The sequence below is a fragment of the Methylomonas sp. genome, from assembly GCF_023228165.1.
Classification (GTDB): Bacteria; Pseudomonadota; Gammaproteobacteria; order Methylococcales; family Methylomonadaceae; genus Methylomonas.
Window position 1 is genome coordinate 28,758 of record NZ_JALOBS010000019.1, and the last position, 22,968, is coordinate 51,725.

The following is a 22,968-nucleotide window of genomic DNA, read 5'->3' on the forward strand; positions in this document are numbered from 1 at the left end:
CTTTGCGTAGGCAGGATAAATACCCGCCGTTGATTTAAACTAATCGGCCCAGCAGTAGGCGCTTCTCCTCGAATAAATCGGCTCAATTTAAACCGTTGTTTCAAAGGTAATCGCCGGGAAGTCAAAAGACGGCCACCTGTTGCAGAATAGGGGCCACAGTGGCTGCCGAATCATGACTAGCTGCCAGCAATCGATGCGCCGCAACCGCCGGCAAAACCGCTTGCACATCTTCCGGCAACACAGCCTGGCGTTGATCCATGAATGCCCAGGCTTTGGCTGCCGCCAACAACGATAACCCCGCCCGTGGCGACAGCCCGCAAGGATAGTCACTCTGCCGGGTAAACTCGATGATAGAGAGCACATAATCCAATAATGCCGGCGCCACATGCACCTGACTGACCTCATGCTGCAGCGCCGCCAACTGTTCGTCAGGCAAATAAACCGGCAGGCTTTTGATCAAACTATGTCGAGGCTGTCCCATCAGCAGTTCCCGCTCGGCCTGCCGGCTGGGGTATCCCAACTCAATCCGCATCAAAAATCGGTCCAATTGCGACTCCGGCAATGGAAAGGTGCCGATCTGATAGGACGGGTTTTGGGTCGCTATGACAAAAAACGGTTCGGGTAAGCGATAAGTTTGGCCCTCGACCGTAACCTGTCTTTCTTCCATCGCCTCCAGCAATGCGCTTTGCGCCTTTGGGGTAGCTCGATTGATTTCATCCGCCAAGATCATTTGATTAAATAATGGCCCGGAGTGAAAAGTAAAACTGTTTTGTTGGCTGTCGAACACCGATGAACCGATAATGTCGGCGGGCAAAATATCACTGGTAAATTGTATCCGCTGATATGCCAGGCCGAACAAATGCGCTAGCGTATGCGAAAGCGTGGTTTTGCCGACTCCGGGAATGTCTTCTATCAGCAAATGGCCTTTGGCCAACAAACAGCAGACGGCCAAACGAATTTGCTGCTGTTTACCTAAAATGACGGTATCGGCGCAAGCGAGTAGTTGATGAAGTGCGTGATGCATAATTAGCCGGCTAGTCAATTAGTTGTTTTATTGTGACCTGAGAAAGTAGAGTAGTGCAAACGCCTTATACATGCGCATTTCCAAGTAATGTTCGATGCTTATGCTAAAATTATAGCAATGCATGAATTAGAAACCTTTAAGCTGATCGAACGCATCAGTTCGCTATTACGCTCGGAAGAGCGTAAAAAATACGCCGCTATTGGTTTGCAGCCGGTTCATGGCCAGGTTCTGGAGTATCTGGCCAAATGTAACAAATATAGTAACACCCACGCATCTGTTGCCGACTACCTGGGTTTAACCAAAGGTACTGTTTCTCAAAGCATACAGATTCTGGAGCGCAAACGTTACCTTCAGAAAACCACTGACAGCCTCGACGGCCGCGTCGTGCATTTAAGCTTGACCGAAACAGGCTTGGCTTTGGTCGATGAGTTAAAACCCTTGGACATGTTTAAGCACGCGGAACATAAAATCAGTCACCAGGAGTTCGATAATATCGAAAACGCCTTGCAAGCAACGTTGGGTTTATTACAAAAAGTCAATCAAAGTAAAAGTTTCGGCATGTGCCGGACCTGCGATCATTTTAGAGTGGTCGAGCATCATTATCAGTGCGGCTTAACCGACGAAGACCTGGAGCGCGACGACACAGATAAAATATGCCGTGACCATATTCCAAAATTCAACTCCTTCATAAACCAAGAGTAATAACCATGTTCGATCCAAAATCCATAGACAATATTGCCGACCGAATAGCTAGCGCCATTCCACCGGGCTTAAACAACTTCAAAGACGATATGGAGAAAAACGTCCACGCCTTGCTGCAAAGCGCCTTATCCAAACTGGATTTGGTTAGCCGCGAGGAATTTGAAGTGCAAAAAGCCGTGCTGTCCAAAACCCGTGCCCGTCTAGAAGATTTGGAAAAACGGGTCGTCGAACTCGAAAAACAAATAGCGCCAGAGTAACGATACGATGTCACTGGCTGTTGTCTTTAGCCGGGGACGCTCCGGCATCGATGCACCGCTAGTGACCGTTGAAGTTCATGTTAGTAACGGGTTGCCGGCGCTTAACATCGTCGGCCTGCCCGAAACGGCTGTTAAAGAAAGCAAAGACCGGGTGCGAGGGGCAATTCTCAATTCGCGGTTCGAGTTTCCATTTCAGCGCATCACCATCAATCTAGCCCCTGCCGATTTACCCAAGGAAGGCGGACGGTTTGACTTGGCAATAGCCCTAGGCATTTTGGCCGCCTCCGGGCAAATACCCAGGGACAATCTGGCTCAATATGAATGCGTGGGCGAACTTTCTTTAGGCGGTGAGCTACGGCCCATTGCCGGCGCTTTGCCGGTAGCCATACACGCGCGCAACGCCAACAGGCAACTGATCTTGCCTGTTGGCTGCGCCGATGAAGCCGGCTTGATTAACGACGCACAGCTTTTGCCTGCTCATCATTTGCTGGAGGTTTGCGCGCATTTGACCGGACAAAGCCAAATTCCTCTGGCAAAGCCGCTTATTGCTATTCCGGAATCGCAATTTGATATTGATTTTGCCGATGTACACGGCCAATTTCACGTCAAGCGGGCTTTCGAAATCGCAGCCGCTGGCGCTCACAATATATTGCTGCTTGGACCACCCGGCACCGGTAAATCGATGCTGGCGGCCCGTCTGCCTACCATATTGCCGGAGCTAAGCGAACAACAAGCACAAGAAACAGCTGCTATTGCCTCCATCAGCGACCAGGGTTTTGATATCAGCCGATGGCGAAAACCCCCCTTTCGCTCGCCTCATCACACCGCTTCCGCAGCGGCATTGGTCGGCGGCGGCAGTAACCCGAAACCGGGTGAAATATCCTTATCCCATCACGGCGCCTTATTTTTAGACGAGCTACCTGAATTCGATCGAAAAGTTTTAGAGGTGCTACGGGAACCTTTGGAAACAGGGCATATCACTATCTCCCGCGCCAACCGCCAGGCCGATTTTCCGGCCCGGTTCCAACTGATTGCCGCCATGAACCCTTGCCCTTGCGGCTATCTCGGCGACGCATCCGGCCGCTGCCATTGCAGCTCTGAACAAGTTGCTCGCTATCGGGCCCGCGTTTCCGGACCATTACTGGACAGAATCGATATGCATCTGGAAGTGCCGCGTGTGGCTCTGGATGTTTTGAGAAAAGGCGCCAAGGAAGGCGAAGAAAGCAGTCAAGTAATACGTGATCGCGTAATAGCTGCCAGACAAATCGCTTATCGGCGCCAAGGCAAAACGAATTCCGAGCTTAATGCCAAAGAAGTAAACGTATATTGCGAACTGACCGAAGCTGGTCATAGCCTGCTGGAACAAGCCTTAGAAAAATTTGGCCTGTCCCATAGAGCCTATCACCGTATTCTAAAACTGGCTCGCAGCATTGCCGATCTAACTGGCTCCGAAACCATAGAAATTAAGCATTTGAGCGAAGCGATAGGCTATCGAAAACTGGATCGAACTCGGTAAGTAACTGGGTGCCACCAATAAGAAGCGCCTGTTACCCACCGAAAATTCCCGCCCGATCGGAAAGTCTTCAATATCAAACCTGTCGAGCTATACCGAGATACTCGAACTCCGATGGGAACTCCGCGCCAGCACGCTGACGGTAAGGCAAATACTCAGTTTGCGGTCGAATTAGGTTTAACCACCTTGGGAGTTACAAAAATCAACAACTCGGTTTTGTCATCACGATTCACATTGTCTGACGGCGTAAATAGCCAACCAAACAACGGCAAGTCGCCAAACCAAGGGACTTTTTGCTTGGTCATGTCTAGGTTAGCCTCGTAAACCCCACCCAGCACAACAGTTTCTCCATCCTCCACTTGTACGCTGGTTTTGACGTTTTTCTTTTCAATTTGAAGCGCCGTACCGGTTCCCGTAGGTACCGCCGTACCGGGTGCGTCTTTTTGGACTTCAATGTCCATGATAATACTACCGTTCGGGGTAATTTGCGGAGTAACATCCATTACCAAAGTCGCGTTTATAAATTCGGTCACGGGACCGGTGTTCGCCGATGAAGACTGGAAAGGAATTTGCGTACCTTGTTCGATGTGAGCCGTTTGAAGATTAGACGTCAACACACGTGGATTGGACAATTGCTGCCCCTTGCCTTCAGTTTGCAAGGCATCAATCTCCAGACTCAATAAGTAGTTGGCACCGCTGGCCAAGGTAAATGCCAATGCGCCCGGCGGGCTGGCCGCGGCCAGCGTATAACCAAGATTACTCAACATCGAACTGGCGTTGTCGGCAGTGGTGAGATTATTGTTTCTATTAACGCCGAAGCGCATTCCCAAATTGCGGGCAAACGTGGTGCTGGCAATTACCACGCGTGCCTCGATCATCACCTGCCTTATGGGAATATCCAGTTTGACAATCATTTTATGAATTTCTTCGAGTTGCGTAGCGGTATCCTTTATGATTAACACATTGGTTCTTCCATCGGCTATCACCGACCCTCTGGTGGATAACAACCTCATGTTTTGAGTAGTACCAGTTCCAGCTGAGCCCCCAGCAACTTGCCCTATTGACTGCATACCAGTAGTCGATCCACATGCGCCGCCGCTCCCTCCGCTAACCCCGCTTGTGCTACCACCTCGCCCACCACTACTACCTTGAGTTGACGCCCCCGCCATCGCCGCCGACACACTGCGACCCAATAAAATGGCACAAATGTTTTCGGCTTTGGCGTAGTTGATCTGGATATTCTCCGTTTTGAGCGGCTCGAGCTCTTCCTGAACTTTTCTGGCTTCTAGCTCTTTTTCTTCCAATACCTTAATTTCTTCGGTGGGTCCAATCAAAATAACGTTGCCATTTTCCCGTTTGGAAAGCCCGCGCAGCTTCATTACCACATCCAAAACCTGATCCCATGGCACATCATTAACATGCAAGGCAATTGATCCCGATACGGAATCGGTAGTAATGATGTTGATTTCCTTACCTTCTTGGGTTTTGATATGGTCGGCAAGTATCATTAATACCGCTTTAACATCGATTTCCTGGAAGTTGAGGGACAACTTACTACCGATATACGGGGTTTTTTCTTTAAGCTGCGCCTCTTTTTCAGCGGGCGTCATGGGCCTGAATTCTACAGTGAGCAAATTATCAGCCTGGTATGACGAATAATCATAATTAGGATTGTTCGGAGTTATGGTAATAGTGACCCCTTCACCTCGCGGCATGGCTTCAATTTTCTGCACAGGCGTGGCGAAGTCCGCCACATCGAAGCTTTTGACCAAAGCCTCGGGGATTTTAGTATTCAAAAAATTTAAGACTACCTTACCGGCACTTTGTTTAGCATCCACTACCGTGTTGGGCGTGGACAATCCCAGCAATAATCGGCCTTCACCATTTGGACCGCGTCTAAAGTCGATACTTTTGATCGATTGTTCCGGCAGGAAACGACTGAGTGCGTTTTCTTTTGCAGCACTGGTTTGCATTATTTTATTGACGGCGGCTACCGAACCCGCCGATTTCAATACGATGTAATATTTATGACCGTCAATTTTGGTTTCATAAGGAACTTTTTCCGTCAGATTGATAACTACCCGCGTCCTCCCCGAAGCCTCGACCACATAGACTGTGTTCGCCGCACCTTGATTAATCGGAAAACTCTTTTTCGCCAAGTTGCTTTTCACACCCTCAAAATCCAAAGCGAGCCTGGACGGGTTATCAGTCTGAAAAATTTTCGGCTCTACGACAGCGCTACTCAACTCCAGTTGTATCTGCAGCTGATTGCCGGCCAATGTTGAAAACTCCAAATTATTGATCGTAGTCTCATCGGCTGAGACTGAGAAAATCTGCAGTGTCAACATCAACATCAACAGCCACTGGCGAGCAAACTGGCCCTGTAAATTCCTCATCATAATGTTTTGCTTAGTACTCATGTCTGTAACCTTTTTTACTCAGCCAATGCTAATGTTGCTTGTTGTTCGCGCCAGGTGCCCGGCTTATCGGGCACGATCTCCATTAATTCAATTTTGTCTTCGAGGATACGAATAATCTTGCCGTAATTTTGTCCCATATGGTTGCCTACCTGAACGCTGTGTACTGTCCCGTCTTTGGCTCTGATTAAACCCCATATCCCTCGCTGATCTTTCAAGGTTCCCATCATTCTTAATGAATCCAGTGAAAAAGCTTCCAGCTCTTCTTTTCTGCGCTCGGTATCGGGACGAATACCACTAACACCCGAAACATCCAGGCTTGCGTCGTCCATATTCTTTTCGGTAGGTCGAAAAGGATCACGTAATCCTTCGGGTTTGAATACAAAGCTTTCGACTATTTTTTTCTCGGGCAAAGGTTCGATGGCCCCTTTGGGGCGTGCTTTGACATCCTGAATAAATTTAGTTAAATCGCTCACATCGTCGCCGCCACAGGCTGTCAACAATCCCGATAAGACCACACATATCAGGCTTAACGATTGGTTAGAAGCTAATGACATGGGTTTTACTGACATCATCTGCTCCCTCTTCTTTTAGGTCTGACTGGTGTCACGCCGCCTTGCGCGCCTTCATTGTAGGTTTTAATGACGGCCGACATAGCCATAGCGCCTTTATTGTCTTTGCTGGTTTTACTGTCTTCTGTCAGTGGCGCGATATTGACATTGTGGACGGTGACAATCCTGGGCAAGGAAGCTAAGCCGCTCACAAATAAGCCTAACTCTTCATATTTACCAACCACTTGAATATTAATCGGCAGTTCGGAATAAAACTCTTTGCGTACTTCTCCGCTGGGCTGAAACAGCTTAAACTCCAATCCACTGGCCAAACCTGTCTGGGAAATATCCACCAATAAATTGGCGACTTCGGCTTTTGTGGGCATCTGTTTCAGCATATCCCCCAGAGATGACTCAATTTGTTCCAACTGATCCCGGTAATCTGGCAAATTAATGGCTTTTTTCTGCTTACGTTCAAAAGAAGCTTTCAGACTTTCTTCTTCTTTTTCCAAAACCTCGAGTTCGTCCAGCTGTGGCACGCTGACGTAATAAATATCGGCAATAACGACCAGCAACGACACAATACATGCTGCGGCAATTTTTATTGGGGTAGGCCAAGTACCGGCTGCATTTATATCCCAATTCACTTCAGATAGGTTCATTGCGCTACTCCAGCCTGATCGTTATCCGCTTTTTTTCCTTGTTTGGCTGTCATGGAAAAATCGTTCATTTCGCCATTATTTTTACCTTCCCCTTTGATAACGCTCAAAACCGGGGTATTGAGCCAGGGCGAGTTGTCGATAGCCCGCATATAGGCCGATACCCGGGCATTCGATTCCGCCTTGCCGTCCAAGGTTAGCGTAGCTTCAAGCTGGGTGAACTTGGTTAGATAAACGCCTTCTGGGGTAACTTTTGCCAGTTCATCAAACAAATGCACGATTTCAGGCCGGCTTTCTTGCAATTTTTGAATAACATCGATTTTGGTCAACAACTTATTTTTCTTGTCTTCGATATCTTTAATTTCCGCAATTTTCTTATCCAGCACCGCGATTTCATTGTTAAGCATCTGATTGCGGAATCTCTGGTGCTCTTTTAAGCCCTCGATATACATATACACCAAGATCAGTAGCAATCCGGTGCCTAATACGGCGGCGCCAATTCCCGCCACAAAATCCTGTTGTTTTTTCTTGCGTAACTCGTCTCGCCATGGAAGTAAGTTAATTTTTGCCATTAATCGAAACTCCTTAACGCTAAACCGCAAGCTATCATCATGGCAGGCGTATCGTTACTTAAGCTCTGTGGCTTGACGCGGTTGGAAAGCGCCATATTGATAAATGGGTTAGCGATATATGAAGGTATACCCAAATCACGTTCAACCAACTTTTCCAAGCCTGCAATGGAAGCACAGCCTCCCGCCAAAATTAATGCATCGACGCCTCTATTAGCACTAGAAGAGACAAAAAACTGTAATGACCGGGCAATCTGCTGCAGCATGGCCTTTTTAAAAGGCTCCAATACGTCGGGGATGTAGTTATCGGGCAAGCCGCCATGCCGCTTGGCAAGCCCAGCCTCTTCATAAGACAACCCGTAACGTCGTTGGATTTCCTCGGTAAGCTGCCGGCCGCCAAAACCCTGTTCACGGGTGTAAATGGTTTTACCTTCATGCAGGATATTCAACGAAGTCATGGTGGCACCGATATCGGCAATCGCCACGGTTTTGTTTTCAACTCTCTCAGGCAATTGATCAACTAACAGGGCAAAGGCATTTTCCATAGCGAACGCCTCAACATCCACAATTGCCGCCTTTAAACCGGCATATGCCAAAGCCTCAATCCGGTCCTCAATGTTTTCTCTACGTGAAGCAGCTAATAACACATCCAACATCTCGGGGTTGTTCTTTGAAATGCCTTGCACATCGAAATCAAGATTAACTTCATCCAGCGAATAGGGTATGTATTGATCCGCTTCAACCATGATCTGTTCTTCCATTTCGGCATCGTTGAGCGACGCCGGCATGGATATGATTTTGGTCATAACCGATGATCCGGCAACGGCAACGCAAGCTCGCTTTGCCTTGCTTCCGGATTGCTTGACGGCGGCCTTTATGGCATTGCCGATCAATTCAACATTGGTAATATTTTTATCAATAATCGCGTCTTGCGGTAGCGGCGCTACCGCATAGCTTTCAACTTTGAAGCGAGCGCCGGTTCGACTTAACTCCAACAATTTAACCGCTGCGGTACTGATATCAATGCCAAGCAAAGCGGACTGATTCCTGTTAAACCAGCTCATGAATGAAACCTATTGAATCTTAGTAATTTTAAATGGGCCTGCAATTGCCTCTATTAGATGCTTGCTGACTCCTACTGTTCGGCAAGTATAGATAGGTTTTGTAATTTTCACAGGTAGGCCATTCCGTAATTTCACACTTTAAGTTGTTCTTGATATCAAAAGCAGGTATTTTGGCTAGCAATATTTAAACCCTTTTAAAATTTGAAAACCTGTGCCTATTAGGAAAGAGCCCAAACCCAAACGGTTGATCGGAACACTATTCAAGTGGCTTTTTTTTATTATTTTTAGCTTTTTTATCAGCTTTTTAGTAGCTTGCTACTTTTTTATTGTCGAGCTCAGCAAAGAACTGCCCGACATCGGCAAATTAGAAAATGTCCAATACAGACACCATTAAGCATCTATACACAGGACAACTTGTTAATTGGGCAATATGGCGAAAAAAGACGCATCCCCGTCACCGTTGCCGAAATCCCTCACCCACAAATTCAAGCTTTTCTTGCCGCGGAAGACGAGCGCTTTTACAGCCACCCCGGCGTTGATTACAAGGGACTGTTAAGAGCCGCCAATCAATTAATGATCACAGGCAAAAAAACCCAAGGCGGCAGCACCATCACCATGCAGGTGGCGCGTAACTTTTTGCTTAGCAAAGAGAAGACTTTTTTACGCAAGCTGAAAGAAATACTATTGGCCATACAAATCGAGCAACGCTATTCCAAAGACCAAATCCTGGAACTCTATTTAAACAAAATTTACATGGGACAAAGGGCGTACGGATTAGCGGCTGCCGCACAAACTTACTATGGCAGAAATTTAGACGATCTCAAACTGCACCAGCAAGCCATGATAGCGGGGCTGCCGAAAGCACCATCGGTATACAATCCAATCGTGAACGCGGAAAGAGCACTGGAAAGGCGTAATTATGTTTTGCGCCGCATGCTGGCATTAAACTTCATTCAGCCCGCTGAATACCAACAAGCGATAAATACCCCTGACGATGCCGCAACTCAACCGAGCAATATTGAGTTCAACGCCCCCTTCATCGCTGAAATGGCTCGCCAGGAAATAGTGGACCGATACGGGGACGAGGCTTACACATTAGGCCTAAAAGTCCATACGACCGTCCCATCACGGCTGCAACTCGCTTCAGACAGAGCCGTTCAGAGCGCGCTGCATGACTATGATGATCGCCACGGCTACCGAGGGCTACCGCATAAAAAGTTCAGACCGGGCAGTACTTTGCATAAACTTAAAGCTTTGGGCGATTGTCGGCAAGCAGTAGTGACAAGCTTATCGCCGACCGGAATTATGACCACGGTATCCGACGGTTCTTCCATGCTGATTCCCTGGGACCATATTCCCTGGAAGCCCCTTCAAATCCATAGCACCAACGCTCAGGCTACGCTCTCAGCCACAATCAAACCAAACGACACAGTCTGGATCCGGCAGTTGCCCGACCAAAGCTGGACACTGAGTCAAATACCGGCGGCGGAGGGCGCGCTTGCGGCCGTTAACCCTTATAACGGCGCCATATTGGCCATAACCGGCAGCTATGATTTTTATCTCAGTAAATTTAATCGCGCCACTCAATCCAAGCGCCAACCCGGCTCAGGCTTCAAGCCTTTCATTTATACCGCGGCGCTGGAAAAAGGCTTTACACCCGCCAGCATCATTAACGACGCACCCATCGTTATAGAAGATCCTTCGCTGGAAAATGATTGGCGCCCGGAAAATTACACGCGTAAATTTTTAGGCCCGACCGCGTTGCGAAAGGCCTTACGCCAATCGATCAACCTGGTGTCCATTCGCCTACTTCAGGACGTCGGCATACCCAACGCCTTGGAAACCGCAATGCGCTTTGGCTTCTCCCGCGAGCAATTGCCTGCAACCTTGTCGCTTGCTTTAGGCAGCGGCTATGCTCCCCCTCTTAAAATGGCTGCCGCCTACGCCGTATTTGCCAATGGCGGCTATCTGGTAACACCGTATTTAATCGAGCGTATTGAAGACCACACAGGAGCCACTCTATTTAAAGCCAACCCGAAAACGGTATGCAAAGAGTGCTTGGCCGGCATTCAAAGCGAAGCCAACCCCGCACCAAGGGTTATTTCGGTACAAACACATTTCCTGATGAACAGCCTGCTTCGCGACGTTGTTGAAAGGGGTACCGCAACATTGGCTAAACAGTTACAGAGAACAGACTTGGCTGGCAAAACCGGAACAACCAATGATCAGCGAGACGCTTGGTTCAACGGCTTCACCCCGGAAATTGCCGCCTCCGCCTGGATAGGTTTTGATAATTCGCACCCCTTGGGCAGGGGAGAAACCGGAGGCAAAGTCGCCTTACCGATGTGGATTGAGTTTATGAAAACCGCGCTGGAGAACGTCCCGGAGAAACCGTTGACCGTACCTGAAGGTATCGTGCAAGCCTATATCAACCCCAGCGACGGATTGTTATTGGATCCGAGCGATAAAAACGGCCTGTGGGAGTATTTTACAACCGAGACTGCTCCGCAAAGATATTCCCAGCCCAAGCAACCGGAATTCGAATTTGACGAGGAGTGGTTAAAGGAAACGTTATTTTAGTGGCTAAAATAACTAATAGCCGCCCGTGGTAACCAGCGGCTATGCAGGACAGTTTTTTGAACTTATTTACCGAATCTTTTACGGAATTTATCAACACGACCGGCGGTATCAACCAGCCGTTGTTTACCCGTGTAGAAAGGATGGCAAGAAGAACACACTTCTATGTGTAAATCTTGCGACAAAACTGAACCGGTTTGAAAGGTGTTACCGCAGCCACAAGTGACAGTAATCTGTTTATATTCAGGATGAATTTCTGGTTTCATATTGCTCACATACCCGTTTTGGGCCACATCATAATAGAGAACTGCTTATGATAAAGCCTGCTTAAAATTACCGCAATAAAAAAATCAATAACTTTAATCGTTTGTCCGATTTTTTAAATCGCCATTCTCGCCACCAAACGGCATGCGCATGACCAATGCAACTAAAATAATGGCCGGAACACCTATTAACGCCGCATACACAAAAAAACCGTCATATCCATAGCCAGACACAATCTCCCCTGAAAAACCGCCAATCAATTTGGCAGGCAACGTCATTAACGAGCTGAACAAGGCATACTGAGTTGCAGTGTATGCACTATTCGTTAAACCGGATAGATAAGCAATAAATACGGCTGAAGCGATCCCGCCACAGAGATTATCCGCACTTACCACACTAGCCAACAAATACAAATTAGGCTCAACCACAGCCAAAACCGCAAACAACAAATTCGTCAGCGCCACAATGATCGCACCGAATAGCAAGGGTCGCATAACTCCATAGCGCAATACAAAAACGCCGCCCAGCGAGGTCCCCAGGATAGTCATAAAGAAACCGAATACCTTAGTCACATCGGCGATTTCTTTTTTGCTGAAACCCAAATCCAGATAAAACGGATTTGCCATGACGCCCATGGCGATGTCGCTCATTTTATATAGCGCTATCACGGCCAAAATCAACAAGCCTCGCCGCCCATTGCGCTGAAAAAACTCCAAAAAGGGACTCACTACCGCATCTACAAACCAGCGTAGTAACCCACCATCCGCCTCTACATGCAACGAACGCTCCAATGCTGCCTCAATAGTTTGCGCGGATAAATTGACATTATGAGCGGGCTCGTGAATAAGCAAAGTCGAAACAATACCCACCAGCATCAGCGCCGCCATTACCTGATAGGCAATTTGCCAATTGATAAACTCAGCCAGATATAAGGCACCCGCACCCGCCACTAACAACGCCAACCGATAACCGAACACGTAGGTAGCTGCCATTGCACCCTGGAATTTCACAGCCACCACTTCGATGCGGTAAGCATCGATAACAATATCCTGGGTTGCGGAACAAAACGCCACCCAAACGGACAGCCAAGCCAGTTGCTGCAACTGATTACCAACAGGCAGCAAGCTCATTCCCCACAACCCCACAGCAATGCCCACTTGAGATAGCAGCATCCAGCTACGCCGCTTCCCGAAAATCCGGGTCAGCAAAGGCAGCGGCAAGCGGTCGATAACAGGCGCCCAAAACACTTTAATGGAATATGCAACGCCTACCAGACTGAAATAACCGATAACCGAAAGACTGACTTGTTCATCCGCCAACCAAGCGGATAAAGTCGAAGAGACCAAAATAAAAGGAAGACCGGCGGAAAAGCCTAAAAAGATCATACCCAGCACTTCAGGCTGGGTATAAACGGAGAAAGCGTGGCGCCAACTATGTGGTGTTATTGCCAAACACTTCCTCCCTTAATTAAATTAAAGAGCGCTAAAAAGCCTAATTACCCATTAATCAAATAATGCGTGACGATACTGGCAATGTAACCAGCTGCAATAACAGGCGTCCACTTCAAATGACTGAAGAAGGTGTATTTATGATTGGATTGGCCCATTAAGGCAACGCCGGCGGCGGAGCCTATCGATAACATCGAGCCACCCACTCCCGCTGTCAAGGTTACCAACAACCATTGATACAAATCCATATCCAGACTCATGTTCAATACGGCAAACATGACCGGGATATTATCGACAATCGCGGAAATGATACCCACCAAAATATTGGCGGTTGTCGCGCCCAACCCGTCATACATACCGACGGACATTAGTTCCAGGTAGCCGATATACCCCAAACCGCCAACAGCAAACACTACGCCAAAAAAGAATAAAAGAGTATCCCACTCGGCATTTTTTACCTTGTTGAATATATCAAAGCCGTCGCCACCCTCGACACTGTAACGCACATGTAGCGAATGTCCATACAGCATCAGCACGGACAAACCAAGCATCATGCCCATGAAAGGCGGCAAATGTAAAAATTGCTTAAAACTGACTGCGGATACGATGGTCAAACCGAATAAACCGCAAATAACCAGTGCACCCGGCTTCATTTCGACAGCAAGCTCATCGGTTGCCTTTGGCTGTTCATCCGGCACTGCTTGCCACATAAAGAAAGCCGGCACCGCATAGTTCACGACCGAAGGAATGAACAATTTGAAGAAATCAAAAAATTCCGCATAACCGGCTTGCCAAACCATCAACGTCGTGATGTCGCCAAACGGACAAAACGCGCCCCCCGCATTAGCGGCAATGACCAGATTAACAAACCCAATGGAAACGAATTTTTCATTGTCCGCGCCCACGGCTAAAACCACGGCCCCAACTAACAACGCAGACGTCAGGTTATCGGCAACCGCCGACAGAAAAAAGGTAATAATGCCGGTAATCCAAAACAGCTGTTTGTAACCGAACTGTTTTCTTATCATCCAAGAGCGTAACGCTTCAAATACATTTCGCTCCGCCATCGCATTGATATAAGTCATCGCCACCAGCAAAAACAACATCAACTCGGCATATTCTTTCAAATCGTGCTCGAATGACTTATGCAGCTCTTCGCTAGGTACACCGGCCTCCTGCGCCAAAATAGCCACATGCGCCCAAATAACCGCGGCAGCGAAAATAACCGGTTTTGATTTACGCAGATGCGTAAACTCTTCAGTCATCACAAAACCGTAAGCCACTATGAAAATCAGCACGGTGTATACACCCCGCTCAGTTCCCGTCAGCCCAAGATTCTTAATCTCTTCAGCCATGGCTATTTCCGGCAAAAATAACAAGCCAGCCAAAATCAATAGTAAGCGCAACAAGATAACCCCCTTTATCCGTAAGTTTTAGTCATTATTAATAGTAAAAAAATCAGCAGGGCATGTTATCACCATACAATAATCTTTGTCATTTAATGCCCACCAGTATATTATTTCAACCCTTATCAAAATTGTCTCTACAGAAAAAACCACTTGTAAATGTATCAATATAACGAGCAGGATCAAACACTTATTGAAGAGCGGGTTACCCAGTTCCGAGGCCAGACGCAGCGCTTCCTGAACGGCGAACTCGGCCCAGACGAATTCCGCGCACTGCGTCTGATGAACGGACTGTATATCCAGACTCACGCCCCCATGTTGCGTGTAGCCATACCCTATGGTTTACTCGCCTCTAGACAACTACGCATGTTGGCCAAAGTAGCCCGCGACTACGATAAAGGTTATTGCCATTTCACTACTCGCCAAAACGTTCAGTACAACTGGCCAGCGCTGGAACGCGTTCCCGATCTATTGGCGGAGCTGGCCACTGTACAGATGCATGCCATACAGACCAGCGGCAACTGCCTGCGTAACACCACCTCCGATCATTTAGCCGGTGTTTGCCCGGACGAACTGGAAGACCCGCGCCCTTATTGCGAAATCATTCGCCAATGGACGACTTTACATCCGGAATTCGCCTACTTGCCGCGCAAGTTCAAAATTGCCGTCAGCGGTTCGGAACAAGACAGAGCGGCGGTGCAATTGCATGATATCGGCGTCTATCTGGTACGCAATGAGGAAGGTCGAATTGGCTTTAGAGTCCTGGCCGGAGGCGGACTAGGCAGAACGCCAATCATCGGTCAAACCGTGAAACCGTTTTTGGAGAAAAAGTATCTGCTTTCCTACCTGGAAGCCATTCTTCGGGTTTATAACCTGCTCGGCAGACGCGACAATAAATACAAGGCCCGCATCAAAATTCTGGTCAAGGAAACCGGCCTGGAGAAATTTACCGCGATGGTGGAAGACGAATGGCTACAGATTCGGGATGACATGCTATTAAGTGAAGAACGCATTGCCGCCATGCAAGCGCAATTCACACCTCCCGCTTACGAACCCACAGCAAACAGCGACACCGGCCTGGCACAACACTTAGCCGATGATAAGGCCTTTGCCAAATGGTTTAAATATAATAGTGTCGTTCACCGGGTCTCAGGCTACCGCGCGGTTTTCGTTTCATTGAAAGCACCTGATTCCCCACCTGGCGATATCACCTCGGACCAACTCGATGCCCTAGCGAATTTAGCCGACGCCTATAGTTTTGGTGAGGTCAGAAGCACGCATAGACAAAATCTGGTCTTGGCTGATGTAAAACAGGCCGACCTATATACCCTATGGCAAAAACTGGATGCGCTCAAACTGGCAACACCCAACATAGGCACAGTAACCGATATGATTTGCTGTCCAGGCCTGGATTTCTGCTCGCTGGCCAACGCAGGATCGATTGGTGTTGCCCGTGAAATTAACGAAGCGCTCGATGACTTGGATTACATTCACGATATTGGCGACGTCAAAATCAACATGTCCGGCTGCATGAACGGCTGCGCCCATCAGAGTGTCGGCCACATCGGCATCCTGGGCGTCGATAAAAAAGGCGAAGAATGGTATCAAATCACCTTGGGCGGTTCATCGGAAAATGAAGCCGCCATAGGCGACCGCCTAGGACCGTCGGTTGCCAAGCATCAGATCACCGAATCCATTACCCGCATTCTGGATGTCTATGTTCAGCACCGCCTGGAAGAGGAAGCTTTTTTGCAAACCGTCAAGCGCGTAGGCCTGGAACCCTTTAGAGAAAAAGTTTATGCCAATCATTAAAAATCAACAGATTTTAGAAAACACCTGGACGTTTGTAGACGACGACGCCCCATTGGCCGGCGGCGACATCACGGTATCCGTCAAACGCTGGACGGAAGATAAGCCGGCTCTGCTGCAACATTCCGGCAAGGTAGGCGTAAGACTCACACCGGCCGACAATGTTGCCGCGCTCGGCGACGACCTACCGTTCATCAAACTAATAGAACTGCATTTTCCGACGTTCTCAGACGGACGCACTTTTTCGCAAGCCCGTCTATTAAGAAGCCGCTACAACTATCAGGGTGAAATTCGTGCAGTTGGCAACTACATGACCGATCAGGTGTTTTATTTACACAGGGTTGGCGTGGATACGTTTGAATTTAATGACCCCAAAGACATGGAATTGGCATTATCCGCCATCAAGGATTTCACAGTTCGCTACCAAGCGTCTACCTATTAAGTCTCGCTTATTTTTCGGTACCTTATTTAATAATCGATAAGCACAAAAAAACCGGCTAACCAGATGGCTAGCCGGTTTTTTATTGCCCAAACTTAGCGGCTTTTCAGAATACTGACACCTTTAAGCAAGTTTAAAGCTTCATGCAAAGGGTAATCACGTATTTCAACATCTGCCTCATTGCCATCGGCATCTTTATCGTCATCATCGGATTTATCATTATCCTCTGATTTCTTTTTGTCGCCGTTACCGTTAGACAAGTGACCGGACAAATCCGCTTCCTTTATAGACTCAAATTTTGCCTTTTCTAAGGTTTCCAGCTTTACACGGGCTAATGTGACGTCCGGCTCTATGCCTTCGGCTTGAATAGAACGTCCGGATGGCGTGAAGTAACGCGCGGTTGTCAACTTAACCGCACCACCGTTACTGGTCGGCAAAATAGTTTGTACCGAGCCTTTACCAAACGATTTCTCTCCCATAATGATGGCACGCTTATGATCCTGCAACGCACCAGCCACAATCTCGGAAGCCGATGCCGAACCGCCATTGATCAGCACAACAATAGGTGCCCCATCAATGATATCGTCAGGGGTGGCATTGAAGCGCATTTCTGAGTTTTTAATACGGCCTTCCGTGTAAACAATCAAACCTGATTGAATAAAAGCATCACTAACGTCAACCGCAGCATTGAGTACACCACCCGGATTATTGCGTAAATCTAAAATAACGCCTTTTAAGGGGGCTTCGTTTTCTTTTTTCAACTCGTCAACAGCCTCTACCAGACTTTCGCCGGTGCCTGACTGGAAACTACTTATCCGTAAATACCCGTAACCTTTCTCCAATAAACGGCTTTTGACGCTTTTTACTTTGATAATGTCGCGCGTTATCTCGAATTTTAACGGCGCCTCCGCACCTTCCCTGATGACAGTCAAGACAATTTGACTACCCGGCTCGCCCCGCATGATTTTGACTGCATCGCCCAACGTCATGCCTTTAACCGGCTTGTCGTCGAGCCGCACAATCAAATCCCCCGCTTTAATGCCGGCCTTTTGCGCGGGCGTATCGTCAATAGGCGAAACCACTTTGACAAAGCCATTTTCCATGCCGACTTCAATGCCCAGCCCACCAAATTGTCCGGTGGTACCTTCCTGCAGCTCTTTATACTCTTCATCGGCCAAATAGGCTGAATGAGGATCCAAACCCGAAAGCATGCCTCGAATAGCGTCTTCCAGCAGCTTTTTATCGGACACCGGCTCAACATAGTCCTGTTTGATGCGCCCGAAGATTTCGGTAAACGTCCGCAACTCTTCAAAGGGCAACGTTTGCGTATCTTCGGATTTTGAGGAAACAGCGGTTTCTTTTTCCGCGAGCACACTGCCGCATATGCTGACCATGGCTCCCAGAATGAACCCAACCAATAAAATCAAAATGTTTGTTTTTTTCCGCATGTGTTTTAAAACTCCAACAACCTGTTTCCTAAAAAATTAACCCTTACCTGGTTTGCGACACCATTTTTCGGGATCGACAGCCCTGCCTTTTTGACGAATACCAAAATAAAGCGCGGCGCTAGAGCGACCACCACTGCGCCCCACGGACGCCAATACATCGCCTGTTTTAACATATTCACCGACACTTTTATGCAAACTCTGGTTAAACGCATACAAACTCATAAAACCTTTACCGTGATCGACAATAAGCATGAGCCCATAACCCCTCAGCCAATCGGCATAAACCACCCGGCCCGCCGCCACTGCACGAATAGCCGCCCCCTCGCGCGCGCCAATAACCGTACCGTCCCAGGTGGTCTCGAATCGCCGACTACCGAACCGCTCCACGATCGCCCCTTGCACAGGCCAGGGCAACTGCCCGCGCAATTCGGCAAAAGCCTTGCCCATCTGCAGCGGAATTGTTCGCTTTTCTGCTTTGTTAGACTGAGCTTGCAGCGGCCGCTGCTGGATAATTGCCGGTTTTTTCTCGACAACCGGCTCAGGCGGAGGAGTCTGCGGCCCATTATCATCAGTTTTTTGTAACGATGCCACTAGAGCTGTTAATTTTTTCTCGTCATGCATCAAACTTACGAGCTGATCCCGCTTATTCACGTGCTCCTGGTTGATTTGCGCCAACAAGTTTTCCCGCTGTTGTTTTAACAGCTTTAGAGCATCGGTTTCCTGCTGTTTCTTTTCCAGGGCTACTTGCAATAATTGACTTTCGGTATCTTTCTGCGCCTCGAGCTGACGCAAAGTCCTGAAATCATCTTCTATTGCCTGTAATTTTTGCAAACGCGCTTTGCTCATGTAATCAAAATAGACCAACATGCGTCCGGACAAAGCAGGATCCCGCTGGTTTAACAGCACATCCAGCCCCTCTTTATGACTCATGGCATGGGCAGACTTGACCAGTCCTTGCAAACCGTCCTGCTGAGCTTGCAGATCTTTTTCCGTCGCGACAATTTTATTCCTGACATCTCGAAGCGCCTGCTCTTGTTGCTGTATTTCCGACTTAATGGCATCTAACGCATTGACCTGCTCACCATATTGCGATTCCAACTTTCGCAATTGCGCAATCCGAGCGGTTTTTTCTGCGGCCAGTTTTTTAACATCGGCGCCGACTTGTTTGATTTTGGCCTGCACCTTTGCCAATTCGCGAGCCTTTGCAGCATCGGATTCCGCCCAAAGTCCCGGACTGACACATGCAAAAGCCAGCAAAACATAAAACCTGATCTTCATAATTACCCAATTAAGCAGCGGTCCGCCAGCTCCTTCGACCACTGTATACCCAAAATCGCGGCCAATACGACTAATTCACCACTCCCACGCCACAGACACGCCACCGTCAGTATTTTGCGAACCGATAACCACTCAAGGGATAAAAACCACCATAATTGCGTTGCCTTCACGCTTAAATTTAAGACCAAAGGTTTCGATCGATTTACCATTGCGTTTTAAAATCCAATCGGTTTCTATTGCTTATGCAACGAATTTACAGATAACAAAAATGCGTGGAATAGCCCAATACGTTCCGGCTATTGATCATTAAAGCCCAGTCTGTTAGATTTGCTGGGTTTTTGCGGTGACTTAAGCAATAATTTCACTTGGCTTTACCTTCATTATACAGTAGGTGTATGCTGACGTAGCGTGAAAATAACCCGTACAGCACATCGAATTTTTAGAAGACCCTATGGAAGATAACGACGATCACACACTCTATGACGACAACGATATCAATCGAGCCGCGCGTTGCCTAAAGGCCATGTCTCACCCCTTGCGCCTGAAAATTTTATGCGTATTGGGCGATAAATCGATAAGTGTACAAGATATCGTCGAGCAGGTTGGCACCAGCCAAAGCAATATTTCGCAACATTTGGCAATACTTCGAGACAAAGGCATTCTGGATTTTAAAAAGGACGCCAACCGTGTTTATTATTTTATCGACGACAAACGCGTTATTCATCTGATCGAAATGATGCGCACGGTTTTTTGCGGAACCTAACTTCCTCCCAAATCAAACAACAAAAACCCCACGATGGACCAATATATCGAATTTGTAACCAACCATTATCTGCTTTCGTTTTCACTCGTCTGCGTTATCTTTCTGCTGATTCAAGATTTGCTGTCAAATTCCTTTAACGGCTACGAAAAAATCTCCCCCTTGATTGCCGTAACTAAAATGAATGACGACAAAACGGTAATCATCGATATCAGGGAACCTAACGAGTTTTTGAAAAGCCATATCGAAAATGCCGTCAATATCCCATTGGGCAAATTAGATGAGAAATTACCCTCACTGGAAAAACACAAAACACATCCCCTTATTGTGATTTGTCAAACCGGCGCCCGCTCGGTATCCGCCTGCAAAACCCTGACTAAAGAGGGCTTCGAACAGGTATTTCATATGCAAGGCGGCATGCAATCCTGGGAAGAAAATAAATTACCGATCAAAATCAGTAAAACGCGCGACTAACATTAACCTAAAACTGGCACTGAATCATGGCAGAAACCAACGCAGCCGGCGAAAAGCAATTCGCCATCCAGAAAATCTATACCAAAGATATTTCTTTCGAAACACCAAACTCGCCCAAGGTGTTTACCCAAAAATGGGAGCCTTCGCTTGATTTGAATTTAGGCACTCATGTTGAGACCTTAGAAAACTCAATGTTTGAAGTGGCCCTAACCATCACCGTCACGGTAAAAATCGGCGAAACCACAGCCTATCTGGTCGAAATCAATCAAGCTGGCATTTTTACTATTTCCGGCTTTAGTGAACAGGAAATGGGCCCCATGCTGGGCAGCTTTTGTCCCAATGTATTATTCCCGTATGCTAGAGAGGCAATATCCGATCTGGTCAATAAAGGCGGCTTCCCGCAATTAATTCTGGCCCCGGTCAACTTTGACGCACTTTATATGCAACACTTGCAACAGAGCCAGCAAAACCAACAAAGCCCGGAAGCCAAGACACTTAATTAATAGCGTATGCCCCCATCAATTAGCGTTTTGGGCGCTGGCTCATGGGGCACAGCCCTTGCCATACAAGCGGCGCGGAACGGGTGCGACACGTTATTGTGGGGACATAACCCCCAACATGTTTCGGCTCTAAACCGGGCAGGTGAAAATCTACGTTATTTGGCGGGTTGCCCATTTCCCGCCAACCTGACCGTGACCGATAATCTGCAGCAGTGCGCCCAATTTAGCTCGCTGCTGCTGTTATCGATACCCAGCCACGCCTTCAAATCCACACTTCAACAGATAAAACCCTTTCTGAGCAACCAACCTCGCATTGCCTGGGCAACCAAAGGCTTTGATAGCGACAACGGTGCATTATTGAGCGAAGTGGTCGTTGAAATTCTCGGCGGCAACGTCTTAACAGCCGCACTTTCCGGCCCTACCTTTGCAAAAGAAGTCGCGGACGGACTCCCAACCGCCATTACCGTGGCATCCGCCTCGCAGGCTTTTGCCTCGCAGGTGGCAGCCATCCTACATAATCATCACTTTAGAGCCTATACCAGCAGCGATATTATCGGCGTACAAGTGGGCGGCGCCTGCAAAAATGTCATGGCCATCGCCGCCGGCATAGCCGACGGCCTCGGTTTGGGCGCTAACACGCGCGCCGCGTTAGTTACACGCGGTCTCACCGAAATCATGCGCCTCGGCACTCAACTTGGCGGCCAACCGGATACATTTATGGGACTGGCAGGGCTGGGAGATTTAATCCTGACTTGCACGGACAATCAATCCAGAAACCGCCGCTTCGGTCTGGCCCTAGGCCAAGGTAAAAGCCGGGAACAGGCCCTTCAAGAAATCAACCAATCCGTTGAAGGCATATCCGCCGCCCGGGAAGCCTACCTGCTCGCGCAAAAACATCATGTCGAAATGCCTATTACCGAACAGGTTTACAACGTATTATTCAACAACCTATCCCCCATTCAAGCCGTACAAAACTTATTAGCCCGCGAACAAAAACCCGAAATATAAAAAAACATCGTTTATATTGCATTTTGCAATTTCCCGGCAAGCAACGCTACAAAATTCCCTCATCACACTCATCGAACACCCTCAAACACGCACTGACAATTTTGTCACACTCGACATCAGGATAATTTTTTAACCGCCTGATAAAAATAAACTTTATTTCTCTAACAAACAAACCCTTGTTTGCCCAATAAAATCCAGCGTAAGTCATTGTAGAAAAAGAAAGAATTTAATCTGAATGTCTCTTGACTAAGACCTTATTGAAACTTATAGTGGTGCAAAAATGAGGTAAAGTGGTTTAAAAGGGATTTTTTCAGATTATTTGGAGTTCATCTTGTTCCGAGGCATAAGTTCAATCAATCTAGATGCGAAAGGCCGCATTGCGATTCCCACCCGTTACCGGGAGGAGTTACAAGATTGCTGCGAGCGCCAAATGGTTGTGACCGTTGCCGTGGATGATAAATGTGTCGGTGAAGCGGGTTGCCTGTGGCTTTACCCTTTGCCCGAATGGGAAAAGCTGGAACAAACCATCAGCAAACTGCCAACTCTGAACAAAATGGCCGGGAAACTGCGCCGTTTTGTGATCGGCCATGCCACGGAATGCGAGATGGACGCGCAAGGCCGCTTGTTGATTCCGGAAAAGCTGCGTGAATTTGCCGAAATGGACAAACATATTTTTCTGGTGGGCCAATTGAATAAATTTGAAATCTGGAGCGATACGGCTTGGCAGGCAAAAGAACAGGAGTGGCTGGATGGCAGCGATACCGAGGGTCTTGAAGAACTAGGTTCTCTGTCGTTTTAAGG

The 22,968-nt window shown here is 47.9% G+C and carries 22 protein-coding genes; 11 read left to right on the forward strand and 11 right to left on the reverse strand.

Annotated elements, in window-relative coordinates; translation table 11 throughout:
• Positions 1-121: 121 nt before the first annotated feature.
• On the reverse strand, positions 122-1,024 hold the full coding sequence (locus tag M0R33_RS14830) for a MoxR family ATPase (protein ID WP_292570771.1): 903 nt from the start codon (positions 1,022-1,024) through the stop codon (positions 122-124).
• Positions 1,025-1,141: 117 nt separating this feature from the next.
• On the opposite strand from M0R33_RS14830, the gene M0R33_RS14835 reads away from it, so the two are divergent.
• The 3 genes from M0R33_RS14835 to M0R33_RS14845 are packed head-to-tail and all read left to right on the forward strand — an operon-like array spanning position 1,142 to position 3,499.
• Entirely contained in the window at positions 1,142-1,726 is a 585-nt protein-coding gene (locus M0R33_RS14835; RefSeq protein WP_292570773.1) for a MarR family winged helix-turn-helix transcriptional regulator, read from the forward strand.
• A gap of 5 nt (positions 1,727-1,731) precedes the next feature.
• On the forward strand, positions 1,732-1,983 hold the full coding sequence (locus M0R33_RS14840) for an accessory factor UbiK family protein (RefSeq protein WP_292570776.1): 252 nt from the start codon (positions 1,732-1,734) through the stop codon (positions 1,981-1,983).
• Between the two features lie 7 nt (positions 1,984-1,990).
• Positions 1,991-3,499 carry a YifB family Mg chelatase-like AAA ATPase gene (locus M0R33_RS14845; RefSeq protein ID WP_292570779.1) on the forward strand — a complete coding sequence of 503 codons (1,509 nt, stop codon included), beginning with the start codon at positions 1,991-1,993 and terminating at the stop codon, positions 3,497-3,499.
• A 152-nt stretch (positions 3,500-3,651) separates the two neighbouring features.
• Here M0R33_RS14845 and pilQ read toward each other — a convergent pair whose 3' ends face one another.
• Genes pilQ through M0R33_RS14870 form a run of 5 tightly spaced genes read right to left on the reverse strand, consistent with a single transcriptional unit; the run spans position 3,652 to position 8,756 of the window.
• On the reverse strand, positions 3,652-5,916 hold the full coding sequence (gene pilQ, locus M0R33_RS14850) for a type IV pilus secretin family protein (RefSeq protein ID WP_292570781.1): 2,265 nt from the start codon (positions 5,914-5,916) through the stop codon (positions 3,652-3,654).
• Between the two features lie 14 nt (positions 5,917-5,930).
• Entirely contained in the window at positions 5,931-6,485 is a 555-nt protein-coding gene (locus M0R33_RS14855; protein ID WP_292570784.1) for a pilus assembly protein PilP, read from the reverse strand.
• Complete coding sequence (locus M0R33_RS14860; RefSeq protein WP_292570787.1) at positions 6,485-7,126, reverse strand: type 4a pilus biogenesis protein PilO; 642 nt, start codon at positions 7,124-7,126, stop codon at positions 6,485-6,487. The genes M0R33_RS14855 and M0R33_RS14860 overlap by 1 nt, the downstream gene beginning before the upstream one ends.
• Positions 7,123-7,695 (reverse strand): PilN domain-containing protein, encoded by a 573-nt coding sequence (locus M0R33_RS14865; RefSeq protein WP_292570790.1) that lies wholly within the window; start codon positions 7,693-7,695, stop codon positions 7,123-7,125. The genes M0R33_RS14860 and M0R33_RS14865 overlap by 4 nt, the downstream gene beginning before the upstream one ends.
• Complete coding sequence (locus M0R33_RS14870; RefSeq protein WP_292570793.1) at positions 7,695-8,756, reverse strand: pilus assembly protein PilM; 1,062 nt, start codon at positions 8,754-8,756, stop codon at positions 7,695-7,697. Before M0R33_RS14870 ends, M0R33_RS14865 begins: the two co-directional genes overlap by 1 nt.
• A 414-nt stretch (positions 8,757-9,170) precedes the next feature.
• Between M0R33_RS14870 and M0R33_RS14875 the strand changes: the two genes are divergently transcribed.
• The gene (locus tag M0R33_RS14875; protein WP_292570796.1) at positions 9,171-11,336 is read left to right on the forward strand and encodes a penicillin-binding protein 1A; all 2,166 of its coding nucleotides are present in this window, start codon (positions 9,171-9,173) and stop codon (positions 11,334-11,336) included.
• 62 nt (positions 11,337-11,398) lie between these two features.
• Here the strand turns inward: M0R33_RS14875 and rpmE are convergent, their stop codons facing one another.
• The 3 genes from rpmE to nhaD form a co-directional block, all read right to left on the reverse strand.
• Positions 11,399-11,599 (reverse strand): 50S ribosomal protein L31, encoded by a 201-nt coding sequence (gene rpmE / locus M0R33_RS14880; protein WP_013817002.1) that lies wholly within the window; start codon positions 11,597-11,599, stop codon positions 11,399-11,401.
• Positions 11,600-11,692: 93 nt separating this feature from the next.
• Positions 11,693-13,048: an AmpG family muropeptide MFS transporter gene (locus tag M0R33_RS14885; RefSeq protein WP_292570805.1), complete on the reverse strand. Its 1,356-nt coding sequence runs from the start codon at positions 13,046-13,048 to the stop codon at positions 11,693-11,695.
• A 44-nt stretch (positions 13,049-13,092) separates the two neighbouring features.
• Positions 13,093-14,454 carry a sodium:proton antiporter NhaD gene (gene nhaD, locus M0R33_RS14890; RefSeq protein ID WP_292570808.1) on the reverse strand — a complete coding sequence of 454 codons (1,362 nt, stop codon included), beginning with the start codon at positions 14,452-14,454 and terminating at the stop codon, positions 13,093-13,095.
• Between the two features lie 156 nt (positions 14,455-14,610).
• Between nhaD and M0R33_RS14895 the strand changes: the two genes are divergently transcribed.
• Entirely contained in the window at positions 14,611-16,263 is a 1,653-nt protein-coding gene (locus M0R33_RS14895) for a nitrite/sulfite reductase (protein WP_292570811.1), read from the forward strand.
• Entirely contained in the window at positions 16,250-16,702 is a 453-nt protein-coding gene (locus M0R33_RS14900) for a DUF934 domain-containing protein (protein WP_292570814.1), read from the forward strand. The genes M0R33_RS14895 and M0R33_RS14900 overlap by 14 nt, the downstream gene beginning before the upstream one ends.
• A 92-nt stretch (positions 16,703-16,794) precedes the next feature.
• On the opposite strand, the gene M0R33_RS14905 is transcribed toward M0R33_RS14900, so the two are convergent.
• Together M0R33_RS14905 and M0R33_RS14910 are read right to left on the reverse strand one after the other, a co-directional pair.
• A complete protein-coding gene (locus M0R33_RS14905) occupies positions 16,795-18,147 on the reverse strand; it encodes a S41 family peptidase (RefSeq protein WP_292570816.1) in 1,353 nt (450 codons plus the stop codon).
• 36 nt (positions 18,148-18,183) lie between these two features.
• Complete coding sequence (locus M0R33_RS14910) at positions 18,184-19,425, reverse strand: peptidoglycan DD-metalloendopeptidase family protein (RefSeq protein WP_292570819.1); 1,242 nt, start codon at positions 19,423-19,425, stop codon at positions 18,184-18,186.
• Positions 19,426-19,876: 451 nt separating this feature from the next.
• On the opposite strand from M0R33_RS14910, the gene M0R33_RS14915 reads away from it, so the two are divergent.
• The 5 genes from M0R33_RS14915 (at position 19,877) to mraZ (ending at position 22,966) form a co-directional block, all read left to right on the forward strand.
• Complete coding sequence (locus M0R33_RS14915) at positions 19,877-20,188, forward strand: metalloregulator ArsR/SmtB family transcription factor (protein WP_292570822.1); 312 nt, start codon at positions 19,877-19,879, stop codon at positions 20,186-20,188.
• 33 nt (positions 20,189-20,221) lie between these two features.
• On the forward strand, positions 20,222-20,659 hold the full coding sequence (locus tag M0R33_RS14920) for a rhodanese-like domain-containing protein (RefSeq protein WP_292570825.1): 438 nt from the start codon (positions 20,222-20,224) through the stop codon (positions 20,657-20,659).
• A 26-nt stretch (positions 20,660-20,685) separates the two neighbouring features.
• A complete protein-coding gene (gene secB / locus M0R33_RS14925) occupies positions 20,686-21,162 on the forward strand; it encodes a protein-export chaperone SecB (protein WP_292570828.1) in 477 nt (158 codons plus the stop codon).
• Between the two features lie 6 nt (positions 21,163-21,168).
• Positions 21,169-22,167 (forward strand): NAD(P)H-dependent glycerol-3-phosphate dehydrogenase, encoded by a 999-nt coding sequence (locus M0R33_RS14930; protein WP_292570831.1) that lies wholly within the window; start codon positions 21,169-21,171, stop codon positions 22,165-22,167.
• Between the two features lie 331 nt (positions 22,168-22,498).
• Entirely contained in the window at positions 22,499-22,966 is a 468-nt protein-coding gene (mraZ, locus tag M0R33_RS14935; protein ID WP_292570834.1) for a division/cell wall cluster transcriptional repressor MraZ, read from the forward strand.
• Positions 22,967-22,968: the final 2 nt, after the last annotated feature.